Below are 9747 nucleotides of genomic sequence, written 5' to 3'. Positions count from 1 at the left end.
GCCAAGCTGAAGCGGCTCTACGAGGCGATCGAGAACGGCGTTGCTGATCTCGACGATCCGGCCTTGAAGGAGCGTGTCGCCGAACTTTCCGCCATCCGCGACCAGGCCCGCGCCGACGCAGAACGCGCGGCGGGCGCGATCGAACGGGCTGGGCCAGAACTGACAGAAGAGAAGGTGAAGGTGTTCGCCGTAGCAGCCCGCAAGCGTCTGCGAAAGAGCGACGGCACCTATCGCCGCGATCACATCCGCGCCGTCGCCCAGCGCATCGAAGTGATCAACAAGACCGAAGCCCGCATCATGGGCTCGCGCACAGCGCTCCTGAAAACCCTCACCGCCGCCAGCGCACAAACGGCGGCGCACGGCGTGCCCACTTTGGAACTGAAATGGCGCACCCGAGAGGATTCGAACCTCTGGCCTCCGCCTTCGGAGGGCGGGCCGAGTTCGTTGCAGCGGTGGAGGCGAGACCTGCCGCTTTTTGTCGGCGCGACGGGTTTCACGCGTTCTACGGTATGGTATATGGTCGTGCTTTCCGGCCGAAAAGACGCCCAGGCCATTGGCCATCAGGCGCGCTGGCCGCGCGGTTTTTGAGGTTGGCTTGTTGTGTCCTCAAGTCCATTTTTTGATGAAACCGATTGGGAACTGATCGACAAAAGGAACAGAAAGAATTGGCGTCGTCCTCCGTCGAATGGGCTTTGGGTGGCTATGCGGCCAAGTTCTACATGGACAAATATGATGGCCAAGACTTCATTCTGAATATGGTCGATCAGGGTGGGCTTTCGTCGTACGAGGTCCCTTTGCCCGATATTGTCGGCGCCTTCATGGCCATCACGGGCGGCTGCTACCTCGACATTGGCGCGAACAATGGTCTTTACGCTCTTCTCGCCGCAAAGGTGAGCAGCAACACCAAAGTAATTGCCTTCGAGCCAATGCGGCAGGCAAGAGAGCTTTTGTTGCGGAACATCGAGATCAACGAACACGCCGACGCCCAGATCAGTGTGTCAAGTCTGGCCTTGTCCAACTTCGACGGCCGGGTGCAATTCTTTGAAACCGTCAATCCGCACGGTTTTTTGAGCACGAGTTCGTCCTTGGACAGGAGCCATGCAGACAATACGGGTGACTGGGTTCGCGAAGTCATCGCGGAGTGCGGCACGCTCGACCGTTGGGTGAGGGATAACCCGGTTCAGCGGATCGATCTTGTCAAGATTGATGTTGAGGGCGCCGAAAGGACCGTCTTGGAGGGGGCGCAACAGACGTTCGCGCGGTTCAGGCCGTGCATCGTTGTCGAACTGCTGGCCTTGGCCGACTTCGCGTTCATCGACGATTTCTGCAGAACGAACGGCTATGTCGACATTGCCATGTTTCCGAACGTGTTCGTCGCCATCAAGCAGTCGGGTTTCTATGGGGACAGTTGGAACCACTTGCTCGTTCCAGCCAAGAAGATACCCCTTGTCCGGCAAGCAGCCGATTGCGCCGGGATACAGGTCCATCTCTTCGACTAGCGGCCGCATTGGCGTCCTGGCGATTGACGCCCGCAATCTCACCCGGCCCGTGTCCGGCATCGGCCGGTCGATCGCCAACGTGGTCGAGGCGCTTTCGGCCACGGGCCACCAGACCCATCTGGTCGCGCCCGCTCCTCTGGACGGCGATTTCGCCGTGCTCGCGGCGCTGCCCGGCGTCCATGTGCGCAGCGACAACGTTCAAAGTGCCGTCGGGCGCCTCGCGTGGGGCCGGTCCGGGCTGCCGCGCCATGTCAGGCAGATCGCGCCCGATCTGGTCTGGGCGCCGGCGCACCGCCTGACGGCCCAGGTGGCGCGGCTCGCGCCCACCGTTCTGACGATCCACGATCTGGTCTGGAAATTCGCGCCCGAGACGATGCTCGCCCATCGTCGGCTGGGCGACCGGCTCCTGACCGCACGGGCGGTCGCCCGCGCCACCCGCATCGTCGCCGTCTCGGAACGCACGGCCGCCGATCTTGCCGCGCGGTTTCCAAGGGTCGGCCACAGGATCGCAACCGTGCCGAACATCGTCGCGCCGCGCCCCGCGCCCGCCCCCGCAGCGCGCCTCGCCGCGCTGGACGTTGCAAGGCCCTATTGCCTGTTCGTGGGCACGGTCGAGCCGCGCAAGAACCTGGCGCGCGCCGTCGAGGCCTTCCTTGCGCTGTCCGACGACGTGCGCGGCGACATGCGGTTTGTGATCGCGGGCGCGCGCGGCTGGCTGACAGATGCGACCGACCGCGCCCTGGCCGGCGCCAAGGACAAGGTGCGGGCGCTCGGTCCGGTGGACGAGGCGACACTGTCGCGCCTCTACCGGGACTGCGCCTTTCTCGTCATGCCGTCGCTTTATGAAGGGTTCGGCTACCCGGCCATCGAGGCACAGCAGTTCGGCAAGCGTGTCCTGACGTCGCATGGCTCGCCCATGGCCGATATTGGCGGCGAGACGGTGGTGCGCGTCGATCCGCTCGCGTCCGCCTCGATCGCCGACGGCATGGCGCGATGCATCGCGGCCGACGAGGGGGCGGCCCGCGCCAAGGCGGTCGAGAACGCAGGCAGGTTCCGGGCCGAATGCGTCCTGCCAAGGCTCCTGGCCGTTTTCGAGGAGGCGCGCGATGGCTGGCGGAGTTGAGCCGGGGTCAGGACGCGGACCATATCGACAAGGCGCTTTCGACATGGGCCCGGCCGCCGCCATTGGCGTGACCGCCATTGACGGTCACCTCATCGCCCGCCGACAGGTCCAGCGCCGAGCACACCGTCAAGGTGTGAAAGTCGCCGCTCGCGCCCGCGCCGATCACGGCATGGCCGAGCATGAAGCCCTCGGTGCTGCCGTTGCGCATCAACAGCAAGCGTGTGTAGCCGCCGGGCGGCAACTGATCGAAACGCACCGAAACGTTGAACTGATAGATGGCCGCGCGCGGCGCCACGAAGCGGTTGGCGGGCGCATCCCAGCCCGCCCCTTCATTGGCGTGAACGGTTCCGAACGCCAGCGTGTCGATATCGCTCGTCAGCGTCTGATCGGCGCTCGGCGAGGCGCGCACATGGATGCGCTCGAAACCCGTCCGGCAAAGCGCGTGCCAGGCCGTTCCGTCGCTGAAGGCGGGCACCGGGCCGGATGCGGCGTCCTGGACATAGGCGATCGCGCCGGTGCCGGCCGTTACCGCATCGGGCAGCGCGGCCGCCATATAGCCGCCGACGCGGATGGCGCCGGCCACGTCGAGCCGCGTCGAGGGGACACCGGTGCCGATCCCGACACGGCCGGTCGCGCCGTCGACGACGAGCGCTTCCGTCCAGGCGGTCCCGTCCGCGCTCACCTTCAGATGCCAGTCGTCGTTTCCGGCGAGCCCCATCTCGGCACGGCCAGACCACCCGGTCTGAAACAAGAGGGAGCCCGTATCGGCGGCCGCCTTCTTGTTCAGTATCAGGCGCATGGCGCCGCTGCCGCCGGTTTCGGCGGCGTGGCTGAAAAGGGCGACATCGGACATGACGGCGAGCCGGTTCGTGTCGTCGGGCGTGGCGTTGACACCGAGCCGGTCGGCGAGGACCGTCCCGCCCAGCACCATCTGCGTCCAGCCCTCCTGCATGCGGACGAGAACGATCGCCTCGTCCCGGACATGGACGATCCATCCCGGCGCAGGTGCCAGAAAGACCCATGCTCCGTCCTCGAAGACGGCGAGTTCGCCGCCATGCCCGGCAAACGCGCCGCCGGCGCCCGCGGCCGCGACGAGGTGGGCCTCGCCCTCGCCGGGCGCGGCGGGCGGCGCGGTGGTGGCGCGCGAGACGACCGAGATGTGCACGAGGGCATCGAGCCGGCGCAGCGCCTCGTTGTGGAGCACGTGAGACTGCGCCTGAAGCGGCATGATGTAGGGCAGCTTGTGTCGGGCGGTGGTTTCGCTCATGGCCGTTTCCTCTTTGCGGCCCGGCATGATAGCGGTGCGGCGATCCCGAGGGATAAGCCGGGCGGCACCGGCCGCCTCGGGCGCGACTTGCCACGGTCGACTGAAGCGGCGCCCGCCTTCCGGAGGTCCGCTGGCGTCTCCGCCATGCTTGCGATCGGTAAGATGAGCAAAAACAGCGCCCTTTGCGAAGCATCACCCGACGTGATGCCGAACGGGCCATCGCGTTCGGGCGTTCGCATCGCGTTGACGCACGTCATGCAGATGATCCCCCCAAGGGCGCCGGACGCATCGCGCAAGGCGGGTCTGGCCGGGGAAATCTATCCCACGGGGGCGACGAATATGGCGCGGCCGCGGACAATGTGTGCGCCGTGCGTCGCCGCCGAGGTCCGGTGACCATGCGCGTTCTGCACGTCTTCAAGACCTATCTGCCGGAGACGGCCGGCGGCGTCGAGCGCGTGATCGGGCAATTGTGCGAAAACGCGCCGGATACGGGCGTTATCGCCGATGTCGCAGCGCTGGTGCCGGGGCCGGTCGATGAAAGCCCCCAAGCGGTCGCGCACCACCGGCTGGTCCCGTTTCGCCGCCACTTCGAAATCGCCGCCACGGGGTTTTCCGCCGATTTTCTCGGCCGTTTCCCGCGCATCGCGGCGGAATACGACATCCTTCACTACCATTTCCCCTGGCCATTCATGGATCTGGTGCACATTGCGCGCGGAATCCGCACGCCCTTCGTGATCACCTACCATTCCGACATCGTGCGGCAGGCTGCCCTCATGAAGCTCTACCGGCCGCTCATGCGGGCTTTCCTGGCACGCGCCGCGCGCATCGTGGCCACCTCGCACAATTATGCCAGGACGAGCGCGGCGCTTTCCAGCCGCGATCCGGCGATCGTACCGCTCGGCATAAGCGAGCGGCTCTACCCGGCGGCCGAGACGACCGATCGCATCAGGCCGATCGTGGAAGCCGGCGCGCCCTATGTGCTGTCGGTCGGCGTGAACCGCCACTATAAGGGGTTTGCGACGCTGATCGCGGCGGCGGCCGGCTTGCCGGTCCGCATCGTGCTGGCTTCGGCCGGCCCCCGCGCGGCCGCGCTTGAAGCCGATATCGCCCGCAGCGGCGCCGCCAACGTCACGCTGGTGCGCGATGCGAGCGAGGGCGAGAAGATGGCGCTTTTGAGGAACTGCACCGCGTTCGCGCTGCCGTCCGTCAATCGCGCCGAGGCTTACGGGGTAAGCCTGGTGGAGGCGGCGATGGCGGGCAGGCCGCTGATCTGCTGCGAGATCGGAACCGGGACGACCTTCGTCAACATCGACACGGTCACGGGACTGGTGGTGCCGCCCGGCGATGCGGACGCCCTGCGCAAGGCGATCGATACGCTGTGTCGCGACGGGGCGATGGCCGCGCGCATGGGCCGCGCCGCCCGGGCGCGCTACGAGAGCGAATTGACGGGCGAGGAGATGGCGCGGCGCTATGCCATGCTCTATGCCGATGTCCTCCGGTCCGGTCGGCTGCCCTGAAAGCCGTCATGGAACGGCCCGCCCGGAAGCGGGAGCATCAATGGCTGTCGCGCGGCAGGCCCTTGGACTGGTCGACGGCGCGGTACTTGACCGCCGGCTCCAGCACCATGCCCTCGTCGAGCTGGCACACCATGCCGCGCTGGATTTCCTGCCAGGGCGTCTGTGAAGCGGGATAGGCATAGCCGCCTTTCGCATCGAGAGAGGCGCGGCGGCGCTCGATCTCGGCCTCATCGGCGAGCAGGTTGACCGTCCCCGCCTTCAGATCGACGCGCAGCCGGTCGCCGTTTTCAAGCAGGGCCAGCCCGCCGCCGGCCGCCGCCTCGGGGGAGGCGTTCAGGATCGAGGGCGAGCCCGACGTGCCGGACTGCCTGCCATCGCCGATGCACGGAAGCGAGGTCACGCCGCGTCTGATCAGCGTGTCGGGCGGGCGCATGTTGACCACCTCGGCACTGCCCGGATAGCCGATCGGGCCGGCGCCGCGCATGACGAGGATGGTGTTCTCGTCGATCCCCTCGGCCGGATCGTCGATGCGTGCGTGATAGTCTTCCGGCCCGTCGAACACGGCGACCGTGCCCTCGAACGCGTCCGGGTCGTCGGTGTTCGACAGGTAGCGCGCGCGGAACGCGTCCGAGATCACCGAGGTCTTCATGATCGCCGAGCGGAACAGATTGCCCGAAAGGTCGATGAAGCCCGCTTGCGCCTTCAGCGCCTCGGCGACCGGCCGGATCACGTCGTCATTTTGGTTCTCGGCGCCGGCGCAATTGTCGGCGATCGTCCGGCCGTTGATCGTCGGCGCGTCCGGATGGGGCAGCAGACCGTTGCGGATCAGTTCGGCGATGACGGTCGGCACGCCGCCGGCGCGGTGATAATCCTCGCCCAGATAGTCGCCGGCGGGTTGCAGGTTCACCAGAAGCGGGATCGCGTGGCCGAGGCGCTGCCAGTCGGCCGGCGTCAGCTCGATGCCCAGATACCGGGCGAGCCCGTTCAGATGGATCGGCGCGTTGGACGAGCCGCCGATGGCCGAGTTGACGACGATGGCGTTCTCGAACGCGGCGCGCGTCATGATGCCGGCGGGCGCGCGATCCTCGCGCACCGCCTCGACCGCCATGCGCCCGGTCTCGTAGGCCATCTGGCCGCGCTCGCGATAGGGCGCGGGGATCGCCGCCGAGCCGGGCAGTTGCATGCCCAGCGCCTCGGCGAGCGAATTCATCGTCGTCGCGGTGCCCATCGTGTTGCAATAGCCGACCGACGGCGCGGACGCCGCCGCCGCATCCATGAACTGATCGTAGTCGATCTCGCCGGCGGCCAGCTTCTGGCGGTATTCCCAGATGATGGTGCCCGATCCGGCGCGCTCGCCGCGATGCCAGCCATTGAGCATCGGGCCGACGGACAGCGCAATGGCGGGGATGTTGACGGTGGCCGCCGCCATCAGCAGCGCGGGCGTGGTCTTGTCGCAGCCGATCGTCAGCACCGCGCCGTCGAGCGGATAGCCGTAAAGCACTTCGACGCAGGACAGATATTGCAGGTTGCGGTCCAGCGCCGCCGTCGGCCGCTTGCCGGTCTCCTGGATCGGATGGACGGGGAACTCCATGGCGATGCCGCCGGCGGCGACGATGCCGTCGCGCACACGCCTGGCCAGTTCGACATGGTGGCGGTTGCAGGGCGCCAGATCCGAGCCCGTCTGGGCGATGCCGATGATCGGCTTGCCCGACTGCAACTCCTCGCGCGTGACGCCGTAATTGAGATAGCGCTCCAGATAGAGCGCGGTCATGTCCGGATCGTCCGGATTGTCGAACCATTCCTGGCTGCGCAGCCTTATTTTCGTCTTCGCTGTCATCGGCGTTTCCCTTTGCCCTTCGGTAGGCACAAAGGGGCCGGCGATCAAGCGCCTTCGGGGGGTCGGCCGCCCCGCAGCGCCCGCACATGGGCGACGAGGCCGGCGGTCGAGGCGTCCCGGACATCGGCTCCCTGTCCGGTCTCGACCACCGGCAGCAGCGCCGTCGCCAGCTCCTTGCCCAGTTCCACGCCCCACTGGTCGAACGCGTTGATGCCGTAAAGCTGCGCCTCGACGAAGACGCGATGCTCGTAAAGCGCGATGATGCGGCCGAGCGTGAACGGATCGAGCCGATCGTAGACCAGCGTCGTCGAGGGCCGGTTGCCGGAAAACACCTTGTGCGGCGCAAGCGCCGCCGCATCGGCCGCGTCCATGCCTCCGGCGGTCAACCGGGCCGTGGCTTCGTCCAGCGTCCGGCCCTTCATCAGCGCTTCGGACTGCGCCAGGCAGTTGGCGAGCAGCAGCCGGTGGTGATGGCTCAGATCATCCTCGTGACCGTTGGCCGCGACCAGAAACTCGACCGGAACGATATCGGTGCCCTGATGCAGGAGCTGGAAGAAGGCGTGCTGGCCGTCGGTGCCGGGCTCGCCCCAGACGACCGGCCCGGAGACGCCGGCGAGCGGCGCGCCGTCGGCCGTGACGCCCTTGCCGTTCGATTCCATGTCGAGTTGTTGCAGATAGGCGGGCAGGCGCGCCAGGCGCCTGTCGTAGGGGATCACCGCGCGGGACGGATAGCCGCGGATTGCCCGGTGCCAGTAGCCGATGAAGCCGAGCATCGCCGGCAGGTTTCGCCGCCACGGCGCCTCGCGAAAATGCGTGTCCATGTCATGGCCGCCGGCGAGGAACCGGCCGAATTCGGCCGGTCCGATCGCCATCATGATCGGCAGGCCGATGGCGCCCCAAAGCGAATAGCGCCCGCCGACCCAGTCCCAGAAGCCGAAGGTGCGCGTCTCGGAGATGCCGAAGGCGGCCACCTTGTCGAGCGCCGTCGACACCGCGCAGAAATGAGCGCCCACGGCCGCCTCGCCGCGCGCCTGGGCGATCCAGCGCCGGGCCGTCGCCGCGTTGGTCATGGTCTCGATGGTGGTGAAGGTCTTGGAGGCGACGACGAACAGCGTCGTTGCCGGATCGAGCGTCTTGAGCGTGTCGGCCATGTCGGCGCCGTCCACATTGGAGACGAAACGGCAGCGCGGCCCGTCATGGAACGGCGCGAGCGCGCCGACGGCCATGGCCGGGCCGAGATCCGAGCCGCCGATCCCGATATTGACGACATCGGTGAACGGGCGGCCGTCGGTCCCGGAAACCGACCCCTCGCGCACGCCTTGGCAGAAGTCGGCCATCGCGGCCAGAACGGCGCGCACGGCCGGCATCGCATCCGCCCCGTCGACCGTCACGGGCGCGTCGGACCGGTTGCGCAGGGCGGTGTGCAGGACGGCGCGGCCCTCGGTGGCGTTGATTGGCGCGCCGGAGAACATCGCCGCGCGCCGGCCTTCAAGGTCGCAGGCCCGGGCGAGCGCTTCGAGCAGGTCGAGCGTGTCGCCGTCGACGCCGCATTTCGACCAGTCGAGCAGCATGTCGCCGAGCCGCGCCGAATGGGCCGCGAACCGGCCCGGATCGGCGGCGAAGGCGGCACCCATGTCGGTCGGCGCGCCGGTTTGGGCATGGGCGCGCAAGGCTTTGATCGCGGTCGAGCGGTCTGTCATGGCAAGGTCCCCCGGTCGGTCGCGCCTTATCAAACCCGCACGGCATGGTCATCCGCTTTCGCGCGCCGGCCGATCAAAGCTGCGACACCAGCACGCCGCCGAAGACGATGGCGGCGACGGCAGGCGGATGGTGCAAAGACATGGCGGCCCGCCGGCCCGCCCACTATCGCGTTCGGCGAGCCTTGACCAGCCGCGCCTCGGGCCGCAGAAATGGATTGTGATGCGCTGCGGCCAATGCCGCCTGGAACAACACAGGCCTCAAAGGGTACCTTGCCTCAAAGGGTGCCCTCCGCCCGCAGCGCTTCGGCAGGCGCGGCATGGTGCCGGCACAATCTCCATTCGTCACCCGCCTCCATTCGTCACCTAAGGGCGCTGCCGTTCAAGGCGGCCCCGTTCCGGTAAAGACGCTCGCCGCCGCCAGGATGTGCGACTTCATAAGCGCCTCCGCCCAGTCGTCGTCACCCGCGCGGATGGCTTGCACCAGCGAAGCGTGATCCTGCTTGCTGCGGTCGATGTCATCCTGGTCGAACCTGGAAAACGAACGAGAGAGAAATCCAAGGTCCATGAGTTGGAGGCACATGGTCTCCAGGCGGCAATTGCCGGATATCGAGAAGATATCTGCGTGAAACGCGCGATTCCTCTCGGAGATGAGAGCGACGTCCCGCAGCTCATCGGCCAAGGCGCTCTCCCATTCCAGGCGCAACGCCTCCAGACGCTCGATGTCCGATCGTGTCGCGCGCCGGGCCGCCAGGCCACATGCCATGCTTTCCAGATTGGCCCTGATCTCGAAGATGTCGCGCACTT

At 67.3% G+C, this 9747-nt stretch carries 7 protein-coding genes and 1 pseudogene; 4 read left to right on the top strand and 4 right to left on the bottom strand.

What is annotated here, in order from left to right; translation table 11 throughout:
• From AC5E6L_RS11305 to AC5E6L_RS11295, 3 genes and pseudogenes are all read left to right on the top strand, one after another.
• Positions 1-588 (top strand): annotated as a pseudogene (locus AC5E6L_RS11305) (hypothetical protein); the annotation flags it as partial.
• Positions 589-665: 77 nt separating this feature from the next.
• Positions 666-1499: an FkbM family methyltransferase gene (locus AC5E6L_RS11300; protein WP_491229781.1), complete on the top strand. Its 834-nt coding sequence runs from the start codon at positions 666-668 to the stop codon at positions 1497-1499.
• 49 nt (positions 1500-1548) lie between these two features.
• Positions 1549-2622, top strand: a complete 1074-nt coding sequence (locus AC5E6L_RS11295) for a glycosyltransferase family 4 protein (RefSeq protein ID WP_491773352.1) — start codon at positions 1549-1551, stop codon at positions 2620-2622.
• A 7-nt stretch (positions 2623-2629) separates the two neighbouring features.
• Here the strand turns inward: AC5E6L_RS11295 and AC5E6L_RS11290 are convergent, their stop codons facing one another.
• Positions 2630-3889 (bottom strand): DUF2793 domain-containing protein, encoded by a 1260-nt coding sequence (locus tag AC5E6L_RS11290; protein WP_491773350.1) that lies wholly within the window; start codon positions 3887-3889, stop codon positions 2630-2632.
• A 395-nt stretch (positions 3890-4284) separates the two neighbouring features.
• Between AC5E6L_RS11290 and AC5E6L_RS11285 the strand changes: the two genes are divergently transcribed.
• A complete protein-coding gene (locus tag AC5E6L_RS11285) occupies positions 4285-5406 on the top strand; it encodes a glycosyltransferase (protein ID WP_491773354.1) in 1122 nt (373 codons plus the stop codon).
• A gap of 37 nt (positions 5407-5443) precedes the next feature.
• Here the strand turns inward: AC5E6L_RS11285 and AC5E6L_RS11280 are convergent, their stop codons facing one another.
• From AC5E6L_RS11280 to AC5E6L_RS11270, 3 genes are all read right to left on the bottom strand, one after another.
• Positions 5444-7243 (bottom strand): IlvD/Edd family dehydratase, encoded by a 1800-nt coding sequence (locus AC5E6L_RS11280; RefSeq protein WP_491773348.1) that lies wholly within the window; start codon positions 7241-7243, stop codon positions 5444-5446.
• A gap of 44 nt (positions 7244-7287) precedes the next feature.
• A complete protein-coding gene (pgi, locus tag AC5E6L_RS11275) occupies positions 7288-8943 on the bottom strand; it encodes a glucose-6-phosphate isomerase (protein WP_491773346.1) in 1656 nt (551 codons plus the stop codon).
• 379 nt (positions 8944-9322) lie between these two features.
• Positions 9323-9747 (bottom strand): GntR family transcriptional regulator (locus AC5E6L_RS11270; protein WP_491773344.1); only part of this gene is annotated, 425 nt, incomplete at its 5' end.

It is taken from the genome of Roseitalea sp. (genome assembly GCF_984466335.1).
Note: the sequence above shows the minus strand (reverse complement) of the source record. Positions and strands in the feature narration are given on the sequence as shown.